This window comes from Chitinophaga sp. OAE865 (assembly GCF_040546735.1).
In the GTDB taxonomy this organism is placed as follows: Bacteria; Bacteroidota; Bacteroidia; order Chitinophagales; family Chitinophagaceae; genus Chitinophaga; species Chitinophaga polysaccharea_A.
Genome location: NZ_JBEPOF010000001.1, coordinates 6,391,016 through 6,413,020 on the forward strand (window position 1 = coordinate 6,391,016; position 22,005 = coordinate 6,413,020).

The window sequence follows — 22,005 nt, forward strand, 5'->3', positions numbered from 1 at the left end:
TTCATTTAATACTACAGGTCCATCTTTACGCCGAGGGTATACGTTTTCGGAATAGGAAGACCATACCCGTTATCAACGCCGTTAAAATAAATGAGCTCCGGGTCGCCGCCGGTGTAAGGCGATATGGTGAACAGGTTGCTGGCCGTGCCATATACGGTGAGGCCATGTAAGGCCGACCGCTTATTCCACCAGCGTGTTTTTGTAAAATCATATTGCAGGGAAATATTCCGCAGCTTCAGGAAGGAGCCATCTTCCAGGAACAGGTCCTGGTCTGCACGGTAAGCGCCTACCTTGCTCCATGGATTATACAGGGGATAGCGGTTATAGTCGCCCACCTTCTGCCAGAAGGTAATTTCCTTCACTGCATCCATGGAGATCTGCCCTTCGTGGTTTACAAAATCGAGGTGACTGGCTACATCCTGGTTCAGGATCTTTTTACCCAGTGCATAGTACAGTGTGAAGCTGAAAGTGATATTGCGGTAAGTAAAATCACTGCTGAAGCCACCGGATACCTTTGGCAGGTAATGCCCTTTCATTACCTTGTCTTTATCATCAATGGTGTTGTCGTTGTTCTGATCTGTCCAGATAGGATCTCCGGCAGCAAGCGGTGTTCCTTTATAGGTGCGGGTTTGTCCTGTTTTGGGATTTACCGGGATATCTCTTTCCCGATTATAGATGCCCTGGTTTTCCAGCACCCAGAACTGGTCGATAGCGCTGCCTACTTTAAGCTTACGTGCAGCAGCACCGGTGCCAATCTGCATTTCATCAATACCGCCGGGTAATGCCAGCAGTGTGTTCCGGTTATAATTAATATTGGCAGATGGGATCCATTGCAGCCTGCTTGTTTTTGGCAATACGTTTGCCTGGATGCCCAGGTCGGCGCCACGGTTTCGAACTTTCAACCCGTTCTCATAAACAGACGTATAGCCGTATTCGTTACCACCGGGTATATCAAACAGCATATTCTTATCTGTTTTATCATATACATCCAGTGATACATTGATGCGTTGCTGCAGGAAACTTATATCCAGTCCTAAGTCCAGCTGGTCTGAATAAGGCCATTTGATATTGTTGCCCACATAGCCGGTGGAATAGGGCCTGGACAATGCACCCAGCGCGTTATAGGAAAACTTCAGCGGGTTGTTGCTGAAAGAAAGATCGGAGAGATACTGTGTTCCTTCCCCGAAACGGTCGTCTGTAAGCAGGCGGGCGATGTGCCCCCAACTGGCATGAAGCCGCATGGCATTAATACCTTCCTGGTTCGGCAACAGGGTACTTTTCAGGTTCCATCCCGCAGAGAAGGTGGGCGATACCGTCCACCAGTTATCGGATTGCATACTGGAAGAACCGTCCGAGCGTACCAGCACTGAAAAGTCGAGCGCATCTTTATAGCGGTAAATACCACGGCCGTAAAACGACAACAAACGATGCCGCTGCTTATCGAGCGCCATGTATACCAGCGCGCTCTTAAATGCTTTGGGCAGCAGGTAATTGGCGTTGCCCGGATCAGAGTTTAACAGGTTAAGCTTAATAAGATCGTTAGGCCCGTTGTAGGCATAGCTGTAATTATAGCGGTTAAAATCTGCTTCAAATACCTGGCCTGCTTCCGCTGTCACATCATGTATATTATTCCAGTTATGATGGAAGGTGAGTGTATTATTAAAGCTGACGCGCTGGTTATATCCAAAATAATTGGAAACATAGTTGATCGTTTCCATGAGTGTGCCGGGATAAAACACATCCCTCAGCCCTTCGTTATAATCTGCCGCGAGGCCTGATACAAAGTTCCAGTCTTTTGAGAACGCCACTTTCAGGCGAAAGAACCCATTGATGCTGTTGGTTTTATTTTCATCGATGGACTTATCATACTCGCTGAGATAGGCGCCGTATGCCGCTTTATTGGGCGGCAGCGGGGAGCCGAGATCCGGGAGGTATTGTACATCCGCGAAGCGGTCGCGCAGGTTGCGGTTACGGCGGCGCTCCAGGCGGGTGGCGTTGATCATGGCTGACATGGTAAGCCATGACACCGGCACCATGTTAATTTCAAACATAGCGTTATAGCGGTCCATGCGGGTGTTATCGCCGGGGTTATTCATCTGCTCGTTGCCGGCAGCGAAGCGGAAGTTGGCACGTTCTGATCCGCTGGAGATGCTGGCGTTTACACCGCGGACGAATTTATTGGCATAGTAAAGATCCGTCCAGTCGGAGGCGCCATAGTATGCATCATTGGTAGAATCGCGGAGGTATGCCGGGTAGGTAAGTATGTTATCCAGGCTGGCATACCGGTTATAGTACGGTTGCCTGAATTCATTTTCGAACCTGGCATTGGTAGTATTGATATGAGGCTTTTGCGCGATACCAAACCAGGTATTGAAAGCAATTTTTCTTCCGCCGATCACCGGCGCTTTCGTGCGGATGGAGATCACGCCGCCGTTGGCAGCACGGGGACCATAAACAGCTGCGGCTGCATAATCTTTCAGCACTTCAATGGAAGCGATGTTATTGGGATCTATAGCCGCCAGCAGGTTGGTAGCGGGACCTATGCGGTTATAGTCGTACTGTTGTATATCAAAGGCAAAGGGATGATCCATAATGAGTGGAATGCCATCCAGCACCACCAGGGGCTGTGCATCGTATACATCCTTATGGGAAGTAAGCGGGATGGCGGTGCCGCGGATCATCATGCCCATTTCAGTACCTGGCTCGCCACCGGGTTCCTGGATATACACGCCGGCCACTTCGCCCTTCAGCATTTGCTGAAGGGAGGAATAGGGATAAATGGCCGCCTTGCCCATATCGATGCCATTGCTTCTGAAAGATGCAGGCTTCAGGTGATTGGTATCTACCGGGATCATTGTTTTACGGATACTGTCTCTTTTCTCCTTCTCACTCAATTTCTTTTTCACTGTAGTATCCTGCGGAGTGGCGTAGCCGGACAGCGCCGGCAGTATCCTGTTTTCAGCCGCTGCTGTTCCTGCTGCAAAACCACCTGCCAGTAAACCTATAACACAGCGTCGCATTATGAAATGCATAAACTAATATTTTGTAAATGAGAAATGATATTAAATGCCCTGCGCCTTACCATGTTGCTGAAATGGATATGCGTAGTGTATTGGCCAGCGGGTGCAGCGGATCTCCCCCGGCGGGAACCAGGTAAGAGAAATCGAAGCCCGCTATTTTATATTTCAAACCGAATCCTGCGCCCAGGTATTTCCGGTTGCCTTTTGTACGGTGCTCATTATAATATCCTGCACGCAGCGCCAGCAGACCGCCATAAGTATATTCCAGGCCGGTGGAATACATCAGCTCATGCAGTTCTTCCTTAAGGCCGCCCGGAGCGTCGCCAAAGGAGCCGAATACGCCGCTGAGAATGCCTTTCTGCCTGAAATCGGGGGTACCGTCCTTATCTGCATCTGTGCTATCCGGTGTGGGCGCCATCAGTTTATTGATATCCAGTGTCAGGGTGAGTGCGTTCTTATCATCCAGCTGGTACGTATAGCCGCCACCGATACCAAGATTGGCAGGGAGGAAATACTTATCCCGGCTGTCGGTTGCGTAAGAGATCTTTGTGCCGATGTTTGACATCACGGCGCCGAAGCGCCAGGTGCCCTGTTGCCCACCATCATATTCTGTCACTGAAGTATAGGAGGCGCTCAGGTCGCCGGCGAAGGCATTGCCAGCCTTGTAAGCGCCGTTACCACCGGCTTTGGGGCCGGATGCCAGTTTGGAATGAATATAACGGAAGGCTACCCCCAGCGCCCAGTGATCCGATAATCTGCGGGTATAGCCCGCATCGAGGGAGAATTCGCCGGGCCGTGTCGTTCCCTGGTCGTTTCCCTGGAAATCCGTTAGCTGGATGCTGCCCATGCTGAAATAGCGGAACCCTACACCTATCGCCTGCTGTTCATCCAGCTTCCTGTAAGCCGCTATATCGGCCAGGTACACATCGCTGGCCATTGACCTTAGCCAGGGGGTAAAACCCGCAGAAACAGTCCTTTCTGCCTCAGCAAATGATATCTGGGAGAGATTGGAGAACACCGAGCTGGCATCGGGCGACAAAGCGATGCCTGCATCGCCAAGGGCTGCACGGCGTGCGTCGGGAGTGATCCGCAGGAACGGCACCGCATTGCTGACCGCATTTGTGCGGCCATCGGTGCTGCTGTAGGCCATTTGCGCGGAGGCCTTTTCCCCTGCCAGCAACAGGGAGATGCCTATCAGGCCCGTGGCCATCCACCGGTACAGGCGTGATACCGGTTGAGATATGCTTTTTTCCTGATTAAAACCTGGATACGTCATTTCAAATGATTTATATAATGTTGATGCCGTTGTTTTCTTTTTAATGGGAGATGAGCAGTTTGCCTTTTACCACGGAGCTGCCGGATTGTACTTTTACGAAGTACACGCCATCGGCCAGCGATTGTGTGTTAACGATGTAATAGGTATAACCACTGGTGATGAGCGTGGTATTCACCACTGCGCCCCTACTATCGGTAATGACTACACGATAACCCTCCCGGGTATTGATCATCCCCGTCCAGCTGATCCTGGCCTGGTCCGTAGCGGGATTTGGGGTAATGGATAACCGCCCCTGCGGCAGGTTGGTATTAATAAGACTGGTGTCTTTCCCTCCCCCTGTGATGATATAAGTAGCTTCCGCCACCGCTGAATTTTTCATACCGGGTTTGATGGCGATGGCCTTAATGGTAAGACTGTCGCTCACCTGGATAAGGTTAAAGTAAGCAGTAGCGTTTTCGTCCGGCGTGCTGCCATCGGTGGTATAATAGATCACTGCATCTTTGGTATCGGTGAACAGTCCTACCTGCCTGGCGCCGTTGTAGGTACCGCCGGGGAAACTGAACCGGGGCGTGCTTACTGCCACGTCGTTATTGCCGATCACATAGGCAGCGATGGTTACTTTTGAATCTGTAAGCCCGCCGGCAGAGGCGTAAGCTTTTAAGGTAGCAGTGGCATTGATCTTCACCGGGTTGGAATACACCGGTGAATTGGAGTTCAGCGCATTATCGTTAAGTGCGTAGCGGATCACGGCGCCGGGTGTGGCGCTGGTGATGGTAACTTCCTGCGGGCCATTATAATTACCGGCCGGCACGCTGAATACCGGTTGTTTTGCTCCCTCCGGTAATATAGTATAGGTGGCAGCCATTACCTGTGAAGGGGAACGGCCTTCTTTCACCGCAAAGGTTTTAATACGCATGGTGGAATCGATATGAATACTATCGGTGTATACCAGTGACGCGGTAGTAGGCGTGCTGCCATCTGTTGTGTAGTAAATGGTGGCCCCGGGGGCTGCTACTTTGATCGCCATCTTTATAGGATCGCTGTAGATACCGGCGGAAGGCACGAATACCGGGTTGGGCAAAGCCGGTGGCATAATGCTCAGCAATGCGGTAGATACTTCCGATACATACATGTTGTCCATCCAGGTACTGGCCTTTACGGTGGTGGTGTTGGTGAGCTTCAGCGTATCTGTTAACGGATTGAATACAGGGGAATTGATGGTAGGCACGGTGCCATCCAGTGTATAGCGGATAGTACCGCCCACGGTGGTAGTGCTCAGCACAACATCCACATGGTCTTCGAACAGGCCCCGGTCAGGTGTTATTTTAGGACGGGCGGCGGCCTGTGGCAGCAGTGCATAAAAGTATTCTGCCGGCACCTGCTGCTGGGGAATACCGGGCCCCGTCCATTTGAAGTACATGATATTGGCGCCGCCTCCGTTTTCTGTGAACTCCATTTCTACAGGATACAGCTTACCTGCTTCCAGGTTGATGGTACCGGAAAAGTCGGCGCAGCAGTTCCCGTTATTATTCATGACCACTGTTCCAGGATCGGCTTCCCGTTTTGCGTAATCTTTTATGGTGAACTTAAATCCATCGTCTGCATTGGCATTAAAGGTATAGCTACCGGTAACGGGCACACGAAACAATCCTTTCCAGCGAACGGAGAAGTGATCGTTGGTGATGCGCTGGTCCGGAGAGCCATCCCCCCAGTTAAACCAGAAGTTAGGATCAACCCGGTCGAACACCAGCGTAGTAAAAGTGCTTCCGCCCGACTGCGGGTCCTGGAAATAATAGCCTACCACACCCCGTGTAGTATCTATAGGCGGTGCGGCCGCAGCTGTTGCGGTGGATTTTACCAGCATGGCTATTATACAGCAGAGAATAAACAGAGCGTTGTTAAATTGTTTCATATTCAATAAATGAATTTTAATTAGCAATCCTTACTAATTATATTTCCTGAGCAAAGGGCATGACTTACCCGGTACCTGTATGCAGGTACAAAAAAGTAATGAAAAGAGGATCCCGTTCCGGCATATCCCTACGGATACCGGCACAAGTGACCGCACGGCCAGGCGGCGCACCAACAGGCGCTAATGGCTATAAACTAACTGCTAAAAGTTTTCATGACATCAGTTATTTGCTCAGTGAATACATAGGGTGAATGGAACAGGGATGTTATTCCATTTTACCTGGATTAAATTTCAGTTGATAGTTTAGCAATGCCACACTAATAAGGTTCCCGGATACCGTAGTATCCGGCAAATAAACGCCAGTAACGCGGGACTGGCCAAGGCAAAGAATATCCTTACCAAGACGTACCCGGCAAATTTCAGTTAATAAAATACTTCAGCTGATTTGTCCAACTACATTTTTATGAGCGTCCGATTGTAGGATCTTTCCAGGCCTTCCTATACTGGTTTTGCGGGGTCTGCATGCGCCTGGAATACATTCCGGCTTATTTCAGCAAACGGCTAAAACTGTATAAGAGTGGTGAAACGGGAGGAAAACTGATTGTACAATTGAACCTGAGTAAATGAGAGAAACAAATGCCTGTAACGTGGAATCGTGGAACTTTCTTTTGGTCTAAAGTAATACTACATCATAATTTTGGAATTATTCTTTTGATAATCATAATGGAATGCTAAAACGTTTTAACGTTACTAAAATACGATGCGATATTTGAATAACCAAAGGTTTGAAAAAAAATATCGCAAATAATTTTAGCTAAAATTATCGTCTGGATGTGTTGCCGGGTAAAGGTTAAAATAGCATCTGCCACTGATAAAATAACGCTACCCGGAATGCTTCTTTTTAAATTTATTTTAAAAAGAAGAAAGCGTATTTTATACACAACAGGGATGCCCTATACGTAATTCGTATAAGCATCCCTGTTATAAATTATTTTCTCACGGGTAACTGATCGGAGTATTTTCCTTTGCCATGAAACCAGCGGGCAGCCTGCCCGGTGAGCCACAGGTAGTAATCGCTTCCCAAACTGGTTTCGATACCGGTAAATGAACCGCCGGCATTGAGCGGCAACTTGTCTTCCGTTGCACATTTAAATATGGACGTGCCTTCGTTCATCTCATCAAACATAGCCACGTACAGCATTTCTGCACCTGCATTTTTTGCACCGGCAATCTGTCGCCAATAGAAGCTACCTCCCTCCCGTGGAATAGTATTGGCCCTGGGGCCGTTCATGTTCTTCCAGGAAAAGCCGGGGAAAGCCAGCGGTACATAATCCACGCCGTTGTTTTTGCACCAGGCAATATCATCGGCTACCAGGTGTTTGAAGCCATCATAGCTTTTACCATTGTAACGGCCCACAAACCAGGGCATAATTACATCCGACTTTTTAATAAGGCGGTGCAGCCCTTCATCGCTGATGGCATCCTGGCGCAGCTCCCTCCAATAGGAAGGAACGCCCAGCATTACGCTGAACCCCCTGGCCTTCATGGCATCCAGCAGTGTTTCTGCTTCTTTTAAACCATAAACGCGGTGATCATTAAAGCCGACGCCCCAGATCACGATAAAGGGCTTACCGTTATGATGCAGGTATGTGGGACTTTTACTGCCATGCAGCAGGTCGTATCTTCCGGTGAGCTCATCCAGGTCTTTCAGTACCAGCTCTTCTTCCCCGGGGCGCATACCGCTGAGGTCGTACATAACGGCAATAGCGCGGTCATATTTAGTGGCTGCTTTCACAGCGTTGTCAAGTACGGTGTTGAAATGCTTTTTGCCACTGGGGTTCCTGATCTCGGCCACGAAGCGCTGCATAAAAACGCCGTCGATGCCATAGTCTTTCATCCATTTAAAATGAAGATATACCGTAGAAGCATCATGCGGACTGAAAACTGAGGCCGGCCTACCGTCTGCAAAACTGAAAGCGGTGGTATAGGTTTTCTTATACTCGCTTACATCCGGCCAGAAATCTATTTCGCAGGAACCGGGCTGGAATACGCCTCTTTTTTCGTAGTGATGCCATCCCCTGCCGGCACTGTCGCCGGGGGTATTAAACCAGCCCTGGTAACCGGCCATTACCAGGCCTTTGTAAGTAGGATAGCGCTGTGCGCGCGCGAACATGCATACCAGCAGGATGCCTGATACAATAACATGGAATTTTTTGCTTATCATCTTATTCTCTTGCCGCTGATTAAGCCGATGGTGCGGGTGCACTACGGCAACCGGCATGAGGCTAAAGATAATACTTTGCCAACAGGATGTATTACCGTTTATGGATAAGCGTTAGGTCAGTCTTTCCGTTTGCCGGATACTACCAGCACCACACCCACAATGGCTACAATGCCGCCTGCGTATGTAGGCCAGCCTATCCAGCGGTTTTCTTTCTTATTGATTTCAACAGGGCCGATGTCTACCACTTTCTTTTCTGTTTGAAAAGAGAAGCCCCTGATAAGGATCATTGCAATACCAGCAATAATGAGGATGATGCCAAGTACTTTCATAATGTTGCGTTTATGTAAGTACCGGCAATACACATGCCATTGCTATGGCCCTGTTTTTAGCGTTATAATGGGGAATTAGCGCCCCAATCAGTAGGATTATTCCGTTTTCAGGCTTGTCACGGGATTCATGGCAGCTGCCCGGATGCTCTGGAAGCTTACGGTAAGTAAAGCAATGATGATGGTAATAAGCCCTGCTCCACCAAAGATCCACCATTCGAGATCTGTTTTGTAAGCAAAGTGGGTAAGCCAACGGCTCATAGTGAACCATGCCAGTGGAAAGGCAATGAGCATTCCTGTAAATACGGGTTTAAGGAAGCCTGCCGACAACAAAATGAATATATTGGATTCAGAGGCGCCCAGGACTTTCCGCACCCCTATTTCTTTTGTGCGTTGCGCGGCGGTGAACATGGCCAGGCCAAATAAGCCCAGGCAGGAAATAAATACTGCCAGACAAGCAAAGTAGTTGCACAATTTACCTACCATCTGTTCACTTTTATACAGCTTCGTATATTCTTCATCGGAGAACTGGTAAGTAAAAGGGAAATTTGGATTGATATTTTTGCAGATGCCTGCCAGGCCCGCGAGGACCTGCTTTGTTTTGCCACCGGCAGTTCTTACCAGGATACTGCCCCACTTTGGCTTCTCATCCAAACGGATCACCAGCGGTTCAATGGCATCATGCATGGAATTGAAATGAAAATCTTTGAGCACGCCAATGATGGTACCGGAAACATTGCCGAGTGTGAACGGTTGTCCTACCGGGTGTGTATAACCAATTCTTTTCACCGCGCTTTCATTCAGGATATAGCTGCCGGAATCGTTGCCAAATTCCTTCGAAAAATCACGACCTTCCAGCAGGGTGAGATGTAAGGTCTTTACAAAGTCATACCCCACTGCAGCATCGGCAAAAGAGGCAGGATCATTAGGGTCTTTTCCCGCCCAGTTCAGGTCTCCTTTATGATGTTCTATTACTGTAGGCGTTTCTTTCATTTTTGAGATGGCCAGCACGCCGGGTAGGTTAGCAGCTGCGGCTTTGAATACGTCGTATTTGGTGATCAGTTCGCCCTCAATCGGAATATAGAGTAGGTTCTGCCGGTCGTAGCCCAGGTTCTTTGTCTGTACGTAATCCATTTGCCGGTAGATCACGAACATACCTATCATCAGCAGGATGGATAAGGTGAACTGGAATACCACCAGCCCTTTACGGAAATTAGTGGCCCCGGCTCCGAATTTCAGGCTGCCTTTCAGCACCTTCACAGGGTTCAGGGCGGAAAGGAACAACGCCGGATAACTACCAGCCACAAAGCCGGTGAGGACCATTAGCCCCAGCAGGGTAGCCCAGAAGGCAGGCTGTGAAACGGGCAATGCCAACTGCTTTCCGCTAATCTGGTTAAATGCAGGCAACAGCAGCATTACCACCAGTAAAGCGATCGCCAACGAGAGGAAAGCCAGCAACAGGGCTTCGCCGATAAACTGAAGGATCAGTGCAGAACGCCTGGCTCCTACTACTTTTCGTACACCTACTTCCTTTGCCCTTTTTACTGAACGTGCGGTAGCCAGGTTCATAAAATTAATACAGGCGATAAGCATAATGAATATAGCCAGTAACGTAAACAGGCGTACGTATTCTATACGACCGCCATCAGGAACACCATTATTGAATACAGCGTGAAGGTATTTCTCCCTATAAGGCTGTAATCCCAGCTCCATATAGGAATCGTTGCTACGGGTCTGGTAGTTGTAAACGAAGTCTTTTATTTTAGCGCCTACCTTACCGGCATCGGCATGGTCACGGAGAAGGATATACGTAAGCGGACTGAAACTGCCCCAGGTTTTTGTCCATGCATTATTAGCGGTAAAATCTTCCCAGTTGCGGAGGAAGTCGAACTGCAGGGAGGAGCTGACCGGCATATCGTATACGGCGGTAACAGCGAGGCTTGTAGTATCTTCATACCGCAATGTTTTCCCCAGGGCGTTTTCCGGGCTGCCAAAAAATAATTCAGCCAGGTGTTTGGAAATGGCAATGGTACCCGGTTTATCCAATGCAGCGGTTCTGTTGCCCTGTAATATGGGATAACTGAACATCCTGAGAAAATCGGCGCCGGCATAGGCCCCTGTGATCTTCATTATTTTATCATCTACCCTTAATGCCACCGGCGGATAAGCCTGGAACCCGCTGGCATAAGCTACTTCAGGTATTTCCTTTTTCAGCTCAGCGGCCAGCGGTCCCTGTGTAAGATAGCCGGCATCCACTTTCCCGGCAGACAACTGGCGCACATATACCTGGTATAATTTATCACTGTTGGCATGAAAGGCATCCACACTTTTTTCATCCTGCACCCACAGGATCATAAGCAGGCTGCTGGCCAGCCCGAGAGCCAATCCCAGGATATTGATAAAAGAAAAAGCCTTATTGCGCACCAGGTTGCGCCATGCAATCCGGAAGTAATTTCTTATCATGATCATCAGTATCAGTTATACGGCCAGTTAAAAAAACATGCCACACAATAGTGATATACATGTCAGCAATTTAAGAAATCATCTTTTCAATAATATGTTCGTTTTTGATACAGTAACTGACCGCTTATAATATCCGCTGTTCAGCCCTCCCGGCCTTAGCAAACCTGGACAGACTGAATACCCAGTAACTCCGCCAGCTTTTTTATACGGGGGGCAATATGTCCTTTGCCTACCGCGCAATGGTGTGCCGGCCCCTGTGCATTCCAGGCTTCCACAAAATTCCTGGCGCCTATGGGAAAGCGGTAACGGCTGTTGGTATTGCCGATTTCCAGGATAGGACCGGCTTCAGACATGCCCTCTGCCAGCAGGAACTGCAGGGTTCCGTTGCCCGTTTCCACTACCGACAACAGGGTAACAGGGCCATGCGCTACCGACATCTCCACAGATAGGCCTTTTCCTACTTTTCCATGATATACCTGTAAAGGCTTCAGCTTTATTTTACCCGCTGCAATTGCAGGATGACAAGGCCCATCGTGCCCCATCAGTACAATATCATCCTGGTAGTCCATGGCATAGTATTCCGTAAAAGACCCACCGGCGCCAAAGCAATCCATGATCTTCATGGCCTGTGCATTCTTTACTTCGTATTCACCTGCTACAGGGATACCCCGTGCTGTTAAGAGCGAAGTTCCCATAATAACGGAGCTCATTGTATCTTCATTCACTGCATTACCGCTTCCTTTATGGTAATATGCCAGGGAACCCAACTGATGTTTGGCTACCAGCTTATCCAATGCCACCGCGGTTTTCGCGGCACGGTGCAATTCTTCCGGGGAGCAGTCGGGCTGTATCTCAAATACCCGTTGGGCTTCCTGCAGTTTGGCGGTAATTTCCGTTTCACTAACAGTGGCACGGATGCCCGATAATTCATCTACTTCAATAATTTCCATATGCCCGCCCAGCACTGCTGCATGCAAGGTAAGATCGGAATATATATCCAGCATGCCACCGTAATAATTGCCCATTAAGCCAAGCCGGTTGTGATACATGGTATGCGCTACTTTCGCCGCGGCTATCCATTCCTCTACCTCCTTCCATACACCGGGATCATTGTGCAGCATGCCTGTGACCTGGTAAAAAGGAATGCCTGAGCGTTTAAATACGCGGGCTATTTCCGGTACCGGGCAGGCAGCGCAAAAGGCCAGCCATTCGCCGGTCATAGCTGTACGGTTGCCGAGGTTATTAAATGTACCGTAATCAATAGCCGCCTCGGGGGAAAGGTTTAATACAATCACCGGCACCTTTGCCTTTTTCACTACCGGCAGCACCGTGGAAGATAACGCATAAGTGGTAACATATAAAAAGATGAGATCCACTTCTTCCTGCCGGAAACGGCTGCCTGCCTCAAACGCCTTTTCCGGTCTGTCTATTAACCCCAGATTAACGATCTCTGCGCCATAGCCCTGCAGCTGCTGATGCACAACACCGATGTAGCCCGACAGCCGCTGCTGCAAGCCTTCGAACTGTTCCCAGTAAGCAGCAAGACCAATTCCAAACAGGCCTGCTTTTAATGTGTTCATAAGATAATTTTTGAATGATAAACAGGAATAAAACTATTACTGTTGTGATGAATTATTTGATATTTCAATTGTACATTCTGATATAAACACAGCAGGAAGCAGAATTTATTTTTACTTTCCCTATCCTTTCCTGCTTTTTATATTTTTATGTAAACGGAAGGAGCGCTATGATCAATTATTACAAATACCTGCCGGTAAGCCGTGAAGATGAAAGCTGGGGTTTATGCGTAGTGAATACAGGCTGTACACGGGTAACAGCAACGGGAATTTACCCCGGGAAAGATCATCCTGCGCATCATCATTTCAACTGGAAAGCAGGACGTGTGCTAAGCGAATACCAGGTGATCTACATCACCGGCGGCAAGGGGATTTTTGAATCAGACAGCTGCCGGCAGCAGGAAGTAAAGGCAGGCACCATCATCCTGTTGTTCCCCGGGGAAAGACACCGCTACCGGCCTTCGCCGGAAACAGGGTGGGACGAATACTGGGTTGGCATGAAAGGCCCTGTGCTGGACAACCTGCTGAAGGAAAGTTTTATTACCAGGGAAAAGCCCTGTTTATATATCGGTTTCCAGGAGGGGATATTGCAGTTATTCCATCTTGTTATAGAAAAAACAAAACAGGAGCACCCCGGATACCAGCCACTGATTGCCGGCGCAGTGCTTCATATGATGGGAAACATCCATTACCTGGTAAAGCAACAGGCGGCAGGGAATAAAGATAAGGAGGAGTTAATGGACAAGGCCCGGCTGCTGTTCCGCTCACACATCTCCGGGCATTATTCCCCGGAGCAGGCGGCGGAAGAATTGCATGTTAGTTACTCCTGGTTCAGGAAAGAATTTAAGAAATATACAGGGCTGTCGCCCTTCCAGTATTATATACAACTTAAAATAGAGAAGGCGAGGGAACTGCTAAATGATCCCGCTGTATCTGTAAAAGAGATTGCTTATGCGCTCAGGTTTGATTCTTCGTTCTATTTTTCCAGGATCTTTAAAGAGAAGACCGGTCCTACGCCCACAGCATACCGGAAGATGGCGCAGGGCCGCCATTAGCAGTATATGCTGCCTGTTGGCATTTGTATATAACGTAGATGCACAAACGAATTCATCTATCATCAACTTCAACAGGCATCAGCAGCAAACGATCCGTTTCAGCACTGCAGGCGCCGCCATTGATGCGCATGATGGCGAGATAGCCTGTTTCAATGGCACCTATTATCTGTACGGCACCAGCTACGGCTGCGGCTTTGAATGGGGAAAGAAAGACGCGCCCTTCTGCGGGTTCAAAGTATACACCTCCACTGATCTGCAACATTGGACCGATAAAGGATTTTTGTTCGACGCACGCACACCGGTATGGCAGGCACGCTGCAATGGCAGTACCTATGGTTGTTTCCGGCCGCACGTGATCTACAATAAAAAAACAAAGCAGTATGTGTTATGGATCAACGTATATGATAATCGTACAGGCTTCCGCGTATTTACCAGTTCCCGGCCCACAGGCCCGTTTACCGAAGTAGCCGAGCCGCGGCTGGCAGTGAACAGCAACGGCGCTGTAGCAGGACTGAACAATGGCGATCATGATACTTTTGTGGACGAAGACGGCACCGCTTATATTGCGTATACCGACTGGCAAACAAAAGGCACTATTGTAATAGAAAAGCTCAGCGCTGATTACCTTACCGGCAGCGGCGAGCATGTGAAGACTGTTACAAAAGGAAGCACGGAAGCCCCTGCCCTGTTCCGCCGCAACGGCAGCTACTACCTGTTTTATTCTGATCCAAACTGTGGCTATTGTTCCGGGACAGGCACCTCTTACCGGCGCGCCTCCTCACCATTAGGCCCATGGTCTGATGGTATAAAGATCAGCGACAAATCCTGCGGAGGACAACCTTCCTTTGTATCACTTGTTAAGCTGAACGGCGATAGCGTATTTATTTACGGCAGCGACCTGTGGAACAATGCCGCGAAAAATGAAGCACTGGCCAATTACTACTGGGCGCCTCTTTCCTTTGATGCCAGCGGGGCGGTGGAGCCGATTGTGTGTAAAAACAGTATACCATTACCTATACACGCAGCGCGCCCTGCCAAGGTGAAAATAAAACCAGATAACAGCAGCGGTCAGGAAGGCTTCAGTGCCCAATGCGATATCCATGGCTGTATACAACACGCCCAGACCTTTACTCCTACCCGTTCCGGCTGGCTGGCAAGTATAAGTGTTACCGTTTTTAAAAGTGGTTATCCCGACGATGATCTTCATATCAGTATTTACCCGGCAGATGAAAAAGGGTTGCCTCTACCGGGAAAAGCATTATATGAAACGGCTGTAGGGCGCGACAGTATCAGCTGGTCGCCCCAACCGGTAGCGATAAAGCCCATGCTAACTGTAACGGGCAAACGCAGTTATGTAATAGTGGTCCGGTCGTCTACCAGCAACGGTTGCTATGGTATTACCTGTAAAGGCGAAACTCCCGGCAGCGTTTCGGCTTACAGCAACGACTGCGGGCAATCGTTCCGTATTGAAAAAGACCGGGTACTGAAATTCGAAACATACTTAGAGGAGTAGCTGATATTACTCCTCTATCCTGGCCCTTACATCTTTCAGTTTCATTACCATTTTCTGCGCGGCAGTGGCCAACCATTCCTGGTAGTCTGTAACAGCCTGTATACGTTCTTCCTCTGTAATAAAACCGCTTTCCACTACCTGTGGTCCTCTCAGTTCCGCTACCTTGGACCAGATCCCTGCTTTTTCGGCAAAATTACTTTCACCGCGGGTGTATATTTCATCCGCGTTCAGTACTTCAACCTTGTGAAAGCCAAGCGCTTCAAAGTGTGAAGGGAGATGATCGGCGATTTCATTATCCATGCCTGCGTCAGTGCGCCATGCAAGGAAAGCGTTGTAAAAGCGCTGCATGCTTTCCGGCGGCGCCGGCGTCCATTCCAGTTGGGTATGATTATAATCCAGGATAGAAATATAACCGCGGGGTTTGAGCAGGGATTTGAATTTAAGTAATGCTTCGCGGGGATTACTTAACCATTGCAATACCCTGGCAGAAACGATCAGGTCAAATTTCTCTGCGGGTTGGTAAGCAAAGAGATCGGTTTCCACGAGTGTAAGGTTAGGCACATCAGCATGATCGGTATTGCCTTTTGCTACCAGGTGCGCGCTGTTGTCGATGCCCACCACGGTTCCTGTGGGCCCCACTGCGGCGGCTATGCCTGCAGAAATGGCACCGGTGCCGCAACCTACATCCAGCACCCGCATTCCTTCATGGAGAAGTGGTATCAGTGTGGCATAGCTGTTTTGCAAACTCCTGCTGTCTAAAACGCTGCTGTCTTTAGGCATGGCGGCTCTTTCATTCGCGGTATTACTCATGGGTGCTTATTGATGGATCTGGAAAAGATGAGATTAAATATAACATTTTGTAAACAGAAAATAGCCACACTTTAGAACAGCATCTGTCTCTCAAAAATAATCCGGTGCTGTTACTTACCAGGGGAGCTCTATTCCAACCCGGGACATATAGATACGCAGCTGCCAGCCTTTATTAAGGACTCCGGTGGATATTACCCGCTGAAGAATAAAGCAAAGGGGCAAACCATTTAGCGTTTTTTTTGTAGTGTATGATGATAAAATGCCAGCATGAAAATACGCCGCATTCTTTTACTTTTTGCCAGCCTGATACTGGTCCTGTTATATGCCTGCAAAACCCCTCGGGTGATCAACAGCAACGACCTTACCATTACCGGCAGCTATTGTGCACCGGCAGACGCTTTCAGCAGCAGCCAGGACACTGTTCCCTTAAAGAACACCGATTCGCTGTTAAAAGCTAACCCCGACCTGCCGGAACACGAAGTACTGATGGCCAATGCTACCGGCACCCTGTTCCTGATCCGGCAAATGAAGGCCGTTGCCGGAGATACTACACTGGCCGTGATGATGAAAAGAGCGGAGATCCGTTCAAGGATCCAGCACCGTTTGCTGCTGGCCACCCTGGAAATTGCAGGTATTGCCGCTGAACTGGATTGTGAAGGGGAAAAAGCAGACCAGCTGGCCAGGTACCTGGATAATTTCAACAGCAAGCGCAATACCCGGCTCACCGTGGCTTCCATTATCACCGGCGCCATTACCACCATTGCCACGGTAGCGATTAAAGAAGATGGCCCACAGAATGCCGTTGCCATTGGCGGCGGGCTCCTTTCTGCAGGTCTGGGTGCGCTAACGATCAATGCCGCCCGGAAAAAAGTGCGGCTGGCGCATCTGCGGAATGTATTGTCCGATATCTGGTATATGCCTGACACCTCCGCTATTTATCCTCCTTTCACCTGGTATGTGCTCAATGAAAGGCATTTCAGCAACAACGGGCAGATTTCACTGGCGGCGCATGTAAAAAAGAGATGGGAGCGGTTCGACCTGGAGGGCAACGCGAGCAAATCAAAAATATCGTTGTTCTTTGGCGACGGCGGCGTGTATAAGGCAGATGACCTGCATACCCGGGCCGCCATGGTGAATGAACTGCAATCCACTATCCGGTCCGTAAACCAGGACCTGCAACGGCTGCTGCATTACCTGGTGAGCATAGAATAGACGCTGTTTTTCCCGATTGCGTAAATAATATTCCACTTTCGCCTATCCGCCCCTTTCTTCCGGGTGTAGCTTTGCCCTGTTTATAAACCGAGCTAAAATGAAAAAATTCCTGTTTTCTGTTATTTTATGCTGTAGCCTTCAGCCGCTTTTTGCACATGCCATCTGGATTGAAACCATTACCACCGGGAAGATCGGGCAGCCGCAGGAGGTAAAGGTTTTCCTGGGAGAATATGCCGGCAATGAGCGGGATTCCATCCAGCACTGGTTCAGCAATATGAAAGATTTTACCCTGTACCTGGTGAAGCCAGACGGGCAGAAAGAAAAGCTGACCGTTACACCTAACGGTAATTATTTCACCGCCACTTTTACGCCTGCTGTTGCCGGCACACACCTGTTGTCAATTGATCATACCGTGCAGGAAGTGTATGGCGGCAGTAAGATTCACTACTATGCCATGGGACTGGTGAAAGTAAATAATTCCCTGACGGGTGCAGATAACGCCAAAGAATATACGGACTTTTCCATGCTGACCAATCTCAAAAAGGCTAACAAGCTGCATCAGCCTGCTTCCGTGCAGCTGAGCTATAAGAAGGCTGCTCCTGCCGAAGGAGAGGTAACTGTACAATCGCCGGAAGGATGGACTAAGAAGTTCAAAGCCGGAAAGGCAGGTGACGTTACGTTTTCACCTGCATGGCCTGGCCGTTATATGCTGGAAGGCACTTTTACCGAAGAAGCCAGTGGGCAGCATGAAGGAAAAGACTTTCAGAAAGTATGGCATTGCGTTACCTGGTGTATGGATGTAGATAAGTAAATGTAAAAAATGAGGGAAAGGGCTGGCAATTTTGCCGGCCCTTTCGCGTTTTATCCTGAGTATGTAGTAATTTAATATCCTCTTAATAAGACCCATGAAACAATTGTGCTGTATTGCTATGCTATCTGTTTCCCTGTTATGCATGTATTGTGGTAAGGGAACAACCTATCCTCCTTCTCCCCTTGTGGATACGCTGCCGGCGGTTACGGCAGAAGGTAAAAATACAGTTGGCAGCCTGGTAAACGGGAAAGTATTTATTCCACGGGGAAGCGTAGGCCCGGCTAATCCCAGCGCTTACTATGATCCTAATGCCCAGGGCGGAAGTTTTAACCTTACTATGACCCGTTTTGACCCCGGGGATTCTATACAACGCAGTTTCCAGGTGATAGTTACTAACCTGGATAAAACGGGCGCTTATCCCATTACCACCCCAATGAAGGATGTGGCTTTCATTTATATGAGGAGACGCATCAGCTCCGGCACCGTTTGTGAATATATTGGTATGGATGCGGAACATGTGAAACAGGAAGGGCAACTGGTGATCACTAAACTGGATACCGGACAAAAGATCGTTGCCGGTACTTTTACCTGTACGCTGATAACAGCTGGTTGTGATACTGTTCGTATGACTGAAGGGCGGTTTGATATGAAATATTAATCTTTGCCTGTTATGATCTCTGCATAGATCTCTTCAAAATTTTTCCCTTTGTGCGACTGCCAGATGCCGGTGAATTTGGTTTCCACGCCTTTCAGCAGCTGTATACACAATTTACGGTCGCTGTCTGTCATGTCATGGAACATTAACTCCGCTAACTGGCTGACCCGCTTCCTGCACTGGATCAGTACTTTCTCTCCTTTGGGGGTTACCTTCAGGCGTTTGGAGCGCTTGTCTTCCTTATCATCGTATTCAGTGAGATAACCGAGCTTTTTCAGGCGGTTCAGTTTATCTGTGCCGGTAGACAGCTCCTGCAGGGCTGCATAGATCGCCTCCGTTTTGCGGGGCTCCTTCAGCTGCGCCACGGTATTAAGTAATGAATATTCGTCAATAGTGTTGATCCCGGTACCTTCCAGCGCGGCAACCGTATAAATGGTATGCAGTTTAAAAATGCGGCCAATAACCCTCATCAGGATGCCATCGCTGTTCACCGGGAGAAATTTTCCTTCCGGGGGAACAGGCTTGCGTGTTTGTTTACCGGCCAGGTAGTGCCTGCAAAATTCTTCTATACTGCTTCCCGGGTGCTGCTCGTCATATGCCCCCCATTCCGTGATCAGTTCTACCGCTTTATTCATACCATATATTTTATTTTCGTAGCAATAATAGAAAAAATACTTCGAATTTTTTGTTTTTACTACATTTCCGTTATACATTTACTATTATTATTCCGATTTCGTCATACAAAAATCATCATCTGATGTCAACACAGATTCTTTTCCAGGGCTTTATAGTGCTTCATCTCATAGGCTTTCTTCTTTTCGCCGGCACTTCTGTAGCGGATTTCGTGGGTTTCCGGCAATTCTGGAAGCAGTACGACCTCAACAAAACCAAGGCAGCCACCATAATGCAGGCCATTTCCGTATTCCCGGTGTTAATGAGGATAGGGATCGGGCTGATCATCCTTTCCGGTATAGGCATCATGTATATGACCCATGGCGTTTTTGGGGAGCAGCTCTGGTTCCGGGTAAAATTTGCCCTGGTGCTGCTTGTTATTCTCAACACTTTTTTATTCGGGGTACGTCAGAAAAGGCAACTTGTTAAATTCCTTGAAACTTCCGACAGCACTGTTCAGAAGATCAGGGGAAACATCCGTTTGTTTCACCTGCTTCAACTACTCATCGTTTTTATCATCATCCTGTTGAGTGTTTACAAATTCAACTGATCAATAAAACATCATGAAAAAAGATAAGATCATTTACTGGACGGCCACCCTTATTCTTACCGGGGTGATGTTGTGGAGCGCTTTTAATTTCGCTTTTAACCCCGAAATGAGAGGAGCCTTTGCCCACCTGGGATTACCCAACTGGTTCCGGATAGAGCTCACCGTTGCAAAGCTGCTGGGATCACTGGCGCTGCTGCTGCCGTTTACGCCGCCAAAGCTTAGGGAGTTTGCATACTTCGGGTTTGGCATCACGCTCATTTCAGCGGCCATTGCGCACCTTTCAAGCGGCGACAGCGTGTTACTGGAAATAGGCCATACTTCATTTTTTGTAAGCCTGGTGGTTTCTTATGTGTACTATCATAAACTGCATCCCCGGGTGGAGGCGGCTTAAAAAAAGAAAGCCTTCAGACCGGGCGGGCCTGAAGGCTTTATACAGCTATTGTTATCTTATTTCACGCCCAGGGCTGCAATTACTTTTTCGCCTGTTAACTGCGCGGAAGCAGGATTCTGACCGGTGATGAGATGGCCATCGGCTACAGCAAAAGGCTGCCAGTCGGCCCCCTTCACATAACTGGCGCCATGTTCCTTTAACATATCTTCCAGCGAAAACGGTACTTCAGCAGTGGTTTGTCCCGCCACTTCCTCGCTATTTGTAAATCCTGCCACCTTCTTTCCTTTTACCAGCGGCGCCCCGTTCTTATCCTTTACATTTTTTAGCGCTGCCGGCGCATGACATACCAGCGCCACCGGCTTCCCGGCCGCATAAAACGTTTCTATCAGCTGTACGGATGTAGCATTTTCTGCAAGGTCCCACATAGGCCCATGACCGCCGGGATAAAAAACTGCATCATAATCTGCCGCGTGCACCGTTTTCAGTGGCACGGTATGCTCCAGCCGTTCCTGTGCTGCGGGATCCTTCAGAAACCTTTTCACGGCCTCTGTGGAATATTCCGGAGCGGTGCTTTTGGGATCAACAGGCGCCTTCCCTCCTGCAGGAGATGCAATGGTTACCTGGATCCCTTTATCCGTAAACAGGTAGTAAGGAGTGGCAAATTCTTCCAGCCAGGTACCTGTTTTATGACCGGTACTTTTTACTTCGCTGAAGGAAGTAACAACGATGAGTATTTTTTTCATAGACTGATGGTTAATTATTTTGGTTTGCTGGCTGTATGCCTGGTGCCCCAGTAATAACAGCAACAGCATCGTTCTTATAGTTTTCATTTACCTGATTTTTATACAAAATTGCTACTTATCGATGCGCAGTGAAAGGAGGCAGATCACCATTTAATTGTGATATAGGTCACAGGTTTTATGTTAATTTGTACCATATGAATGATGCGTTGCGACAACATATTGAATTAATTACCCCGCTTACGGATAAGGAATACGAGCATATACGATCCTATTTTACCGAAAAGAAACTGCGCAGGCGACAGTTCCTTGTGCAGGAAGGAAACCCGGTGGATCATGAATATTTTGTAGTGAGCGGCCTGTTAAAAGCTTCATATATTAATGAGGCGGGGAAGGAACATATTATCCGGTTTGCGATGGAAGACTGGTGGATCACCGATTACCAGGCCTACGTAAATCAAACGCCGGCGCAACTGAGCATTGATTGTATTGAAGCCTCCACCCTGCTTTGTTTATCTTCCGAAAACAAAAGAAAGCTCTGCGAAGCCTCTCATAAAATGGAGCATTTTTTCCGGGTAAAAACCACTTCCGGCTATGTTGCGTTACAGCAACGGATCTTATCGCTGCTCAGTGATGATGCACAATCCCGCTACCGGCAGTTACTCTCCCAGTACCCCACTCTTTTCCAACGGGTGCCCAAAACACTGATAGCCGCCTATCTTGGCGTATCCCGGGAAACGCTGAGCCGTTTTTCCGGGAAGTAACCATTTCTTTTATTTCTCCCTGGGAAATAATAAT

18 protein-coding genes are annotated in these 22,005 nt (G+C 48.5%); 8 read left to right on the plus strand and 10 right to left on the minus strand.

The features are described from left to right. Positions 1–11: 11 nt before the first annotated feature. From ABIE50_RS25475 to ABIE50_RS25505, 7 genes are all read right to left on the minus strand, one after another. Positions 12–3,032 carry a SusC/RagA family TonB-linked outer membrane protein gene (locus ABIE50_RS25475; RefSeq protein WP_354028172.1) on the minus strand — a complete coding sequence of 1,007 codons (3,021 nt, stop codon included), beginning with the start codon at positions 3,030–3,032 and terminating at the stop codon, positions 12–14. Between the two features lie 46 nt (positions 3,033–3,078). Continuing rightward, the gene (gene porV / locus ABIE50_RS25480) at positions 3,079–4,296 is read right to left on the minus strand and encodes a type IX secretion system outer membrane channel protein PorV (RefSeq protein WP_209865136.1); all 1,218 of its coding nucleotides are present in this window, start codon (positions 4,294–4,296) and stop codon (positions 3,079–3,081) included. 40 nt (positions 4,297–4,336) lie between these two features. After that, complete coding sequence (locus ABIE50_RS25485) at positions 4,337–6,208, minus strand: chitobiase/beta-hexosaminidase C-terminal domain-containing protein (RefSeq protein WP_209865140.1); 1,872 nt, start codon at positions 6,206–6,208, stop codon at positions 4,337–4,339. 988 nt (positions 6,209–7,196) lie between these two features. Then, positions 7,197–8,432 carry a glycoside hydrolase family 99 protein gene (locus ABIE50_RS25490; RefSeq protein WP_209865143.1) on the minus strand — a complete coding sequence of 412 codons (1,236 nt, stop codon included), beginning with the start codon at positions 8,430–8,432 and terminating at the stop codon, positions 7,197–7,199. 116 nt (positions 8,433–8,548) lie between these two features. After that, entirely contained in the window at positions 8,549–8,761 is a 213-nt protein-coding gene (locus ABIE50_RS25495; RefSeq protein ID WP_142687871.1) for a hypothetical protein, read from the minus strand. A gap of 96 nt (positions 8,762–8,857) precedes the next feature. Beyond that, positions 8,858–11,227, minus strand: a complete 2,370-nt coding sequence (locus ABIE50_RS25500; protein WP_209865146.1) for an ABC transporter permease — start codon at positions 11,225–11,227, stop codon at positions 8,858–8,860. 149 nt (positions 11,228–11,376) lie between these two features. After that, on the minus strand, positions 11,377–12,801 hold the full coding sequence (locus ABIE50_RS25505; protein WP_209865148.1) for an arabinose isomerase: 1,425 nt from the start codon (positions 12,799–12,801) through the stop codon (positions 11,377–11,379). 167 nt (positions 12,802–12,968) lie between these two features. Between ABIE50_RS25505 and ABIE50_RS25510 the strand changes: the two genes are divergently transcribed. Both ABIE50_RS25510 and ABIE50_RS25515 read left to right on the plus strand, forming a co-directional pair. Next, positions 12,969–13,853, plus strand: coding sequence for an AraC family transcriptional regulator (locus tag ABIE50_RS25510; protein ID WP_209865151.1), 885 nt, complete (start codon positions 12,969–12,971; stop codon positions 13,851–13,853). A gap of 16 nt (positions 13,854–13,869) precedes the next feature. Next, on the plus strand, positions 13,870–15,366 hold the full coding sequence (locus tag ABIE50_RS25515; protein ID WP_209865154.1) for a family 43 glycosylhydrolase: 1,497 nt from the start codon (positions 13,870–13,872) through the stop codon (positions 15,364–15,366). A 6-nt stretch (positions 15,367–15,372) separates the two neighbouring features. Here ABIE50_RS25515 and ABIE50_RS25520 read toward each other — a convergent pair whose 3' ends face one another. Next, entirely contained in the window at positions 15,373–16,176 is an 804-nt protein-coding gene (locus tag ABIE50_RS25520; protein ID WP_209865157.1) for a methyltransferase domain-containing protein, read from the minus strand. A 267-nt stretch (positions 16,177–16,443) separates the two neighbouring features. Between ABIE50_RS25520 and ABIE50_RS25525 the strand changes: the two genes are divergently transcribed. The 3 genes from ABIE50_RS25525 to ABIE50_RS25535 all read left to right on the plus strand — a co-directional run bounded on the left by ABIE50_RS25525 (position 16,444) and on the right by ABIE50_RS25535 (position 18,857). Then, positions 16,444–17,388 (plus strand): hypothetical protein, encoded by a 945-nt coding sequence (locus ABIE50_RS25525; protein WP_209865160.1) that lies wholly within the window; start codon positions 16,444–16,446, stop codon positions 17,386–17,388. A gap of 97 nt (positions 17,389–17,485) precedes the next feature. Beyond that, positions 17,486–18,199: a hypothetical protein gene (locus ABIE50_RS25530; RefSeq protein ID WP_209865162.1), complete on the plus strand. Its 714-nt coding sequence runs from the start codon at positions 17,486–17,488 to the stop codon at positions 18,197–18,199. Between the two features lie 94 nt (positions 18,200–18,293). Continuing rightward, on the plus strand, positions 18,294–18,857 hold the full coding sequence (locus ABIE50_RS25535; RefSeq protein ID WP_209865165.1) for a Riean_0653 family protein: 564 nt from the start codon (positions 18,294–18,296) through the stop codon (positions 18,855–18,857). Here ABIE50_RS25535 and ABIE50_RS25540 read toward each other — a convergent pair. Next, entirely contained in the window at positions 18,854–19,489 is a 636-nt protein-coding gene (locus ABIE50_RS25540; RefSeq protein WP_209865168.1) for a MarR family winged helix-turn-helix transcriptional regulator, read from the minus strand. The genes ABIE50_RS25535 and ABIE50_RS25540 overlap by 4 nt on opposite strands. Before the next feature lie 122 nt (positions 19,490–19,611). Between ABIE50_RS25540 and ABIE50_RS25545 the strand changes: the two genes are divergently transcribed. Together ABIE50_RS25545 and ABIE50_RS25550 are read left to right on the plus strand one after the other, a co-directional pair. Beyond that, complete coding sequence (locus ABIE50_RS25545) at positions 19,612–20,076, plus strand: hypothetical protein (RefSeq protein WP_209865171.1); 465 nt, start codon at positions 19,612–19,614, stop codon at positions 20,074–20,076. Positions 20,077–20,089: 13 nt separating this feature from the next. Beyond that, entirely contained in the window at positions 20,090–20,467 is a 378-nt protein-coding gene (locus ABIE50_RS25550; protein WP_209865173.1) for a DoxX family protein, read from the plus strand. Between the two features lie 56 nt (positions 20,468–20,523). Here the strand turns inward: ABIE50_RS25550 and ABIE50_RS25555 are convergent, their stop codons facing one another. Then, positions 20,524–21,297, minus strand: coding sequence for a type 1 glutamine amidotransferase domain-containing protein (locus ABIE50_RS25555; RefSeq protein ID WP_502913926.1), 774 nt, complete (start codon positions 21,295–21,297; stop codon positions 20,524–20,526). 107 nt (positions 21,298–21,404) lie between these two features. On the opposite strand from ABIE50_RS25555, the gene ABIE50_RS25560 reads away from it, so the two are divergent. Beyond that, positions 21,405–21,971 (plus strand): Crp/Fnr family transcriptional regulator, encoded by a 567-nt coding sequence (locus ABIE50_RS25560; RefSeq protein WP_209865176.1) that lies wholly within the window; start codon positions 21,405–21,407, stop codon positions 21,969–21,971. Positions 21,972–22,005: the final 34 nt, after the last annotated feature.

Coding starts and splice junctions, on each gene's coding strand:
- ABIE50_RS25490 (WP_209865143.1), bottom strand. CDS start 8,432: ATGATAAGCAAAAAATTCCATGTTATTGTATCAGGCATCCTGCTGGTA.
- ABIE50_RS25475 (WP_354028172.1), bottom strand. CDS start 3,032: ATGCATTTCATAATGCGACGCTGTGTTATAGGTTTACTGGCAGGTGGT.
- ABIE50_RS25525 (WP_209865160.1), top strand. CDS start 16,444: ATGAAAATACGCCGCATTCTTTTACTTTTTGCCAGCCTGATACTGGTC.
- ABIE50_RS25550 (WP_209865173.1), top strand. CDS start 20,090: ATGAAAAAAGATAAGATCATTTACTGGACGGCCACCCTTATTCTTACC.
- ABIE50_RS25535 (WP_209865165.1), top strand. CDS start 18,294: ATGAAACAATTGTGCTGTATTGCTATGCTATCTGTTTCCCTGTTATGC.
- ABIE50_RS25485 (WP_209865140.1), bottom strand. CDS start 6,208: ATGAAACAATTTAACAACGCTCTGTTTATTCTCTGCTGTATAATAGCC.
- ABIE50_RS25495 (WP_142687871.1), bottom strand. CDS start 8,761: ATGAAAGTACTTGGCATCATCCTCATTATTGCTGGTATTGCAATGATC.
- ABIE50_RS25555 (WP_502913926.1), bottom strand. CDS start 21,297: ATGAAAACTATAAGAACGATGCTGTTGCTGTTATTACTGGGGCACCAG.
- ABIE50_RS25530 (WP_209865162.1), top strand. CDS start 17,486: ATGAAAAAATTCCTGTTTTCTGTTATTTTATGCTGTAGCCTTCAGCCG.
- ABIE50_RS25505 (WP_209865148.1), bottom strand. CDS start 12,801: ATGAACACATTAAAAGCAGGCCTGTTTGGAATTGGTCTTGCTGCTTAC.
- ABIE50_RS25540 (WP_209865168.1), bottom strand. CDS start 19,489: ATGAATAAAGCGGTAGAACTGATCACGGAATGGGGGGCATATGACGAG.
- ABIE50_RS25510 (WP_209865151.1), top strand. CDS start 12,969: ATGATCAATTATTACAAATACCTGCCGGTAAGCCGTGAAGATGAAAGC.
- ABIE50_RS25500 (WP_209865146.1), bottom strand. CDS start 11,227: ATGATCATGATAAGAAATTACTTCCGGATTGCATGGCGCAACCTGGTG.
- ABIE50_RS25545 (WP_209865171.1), top strand. CDS start 19,612: ATGTCAACACAGATTCTTTTCCAGGGCTTTATAGTGCTTCATCTCATA.
- ABIE50_RS25520 (WP_209865157.1), bottom strand. CDS start 16,176: ATGAGTAATACCGCGAATGAAAGAGCCGCCATGCCTAAAGACAGCAGC.
- porV (WP_209865136.1), bottom strand. CDS start 4,296: ATGACGTATCCAGGTTTTAATCAGGAAAAAAGCATATCTCAACCGGTA.
- ABIE50_RS25560 (WP_209865176.1), top strand. CDS start 21,405: ATGAATGATGCGTTGCGACAACATATTGAATTAATTACCCCGCTTACG.